Source organism: Serratia sp. A07 (assembly GCF_058725505.1).
On record NZ_JBZXDO010000245.1, the window covers coordinates 1 to 582 of the forward strand.

1 protein-coding gene and 1 pseudogene are annotated in these 582 nt (G+C 52.2%); both read right to left on the reverse strand.

Translation table 11 applies throughout. The features are described from left to right. On the reverse strand, positions 1-236 hold a 236-nt coding region (locus tag AC4PR2_RS29545), incomplete at its 3' end, for a DnaB-like helicase N-terminal domain-containing protein (RefSeq protein WP_492176131.1). Beyond that, positions 229-582, reverse strand: a pseudogene (locus tag AC4PR2_RS29550) (hypothetical protein); the annotation flags it as partial. The pseudogene AC4PR2_RS29550 and the gene AC4PR2_RS29545, both read right to left, overlap by 8 nt.

The window sequence follows — 582 nt, forward strand, 5'->3', positions numbered from 1 at the left end:
ACCTGCTCGAGCTCACCGTTTTGTTCCAGTGACTCATGGAGCGTAATCAGATCAATCGGCTGCTGAACAGCCATCAGGCGAGCCATGGCCTGGAAAATGCGACGATGTACCGCCAGATAAAAATCACGCTCTCCAACCAATGGCAGAATGTCATCCCAACGCTCGTTATCCAGCATCAATCCGCCGAGAACGGCCTGCTCGGCATCTGAAGAATAAGGAATATGCATATCAACCATGGCGCACCTCCGATCCTTCACCGTCAATTGTCAACGGGTGCCCAAGAAAAGTCGGACAGCATGAACATACCCCCATCCCGGTTTCACGATTGACCTTGAGCCAACTGCATGGCTTGCTGTTTTTATCCAGGCAAGCATGACCATCTGTACAACCGCACCCTACGCAAGTTGCCTCTTTTAGGTGCGTATTTTCGGCATCGGCGCCACAGATGTGCTCAAGTACCGCGGCGGCCTCATACGGAGCCTCGGCCATTTCGTGAAGACATTCGGCATCATAGAAGCTGGCAGCATGATTGGTTTTTGCCATCATCAACGCATGCATTTTCAACATGCGGCGCAGCGCATT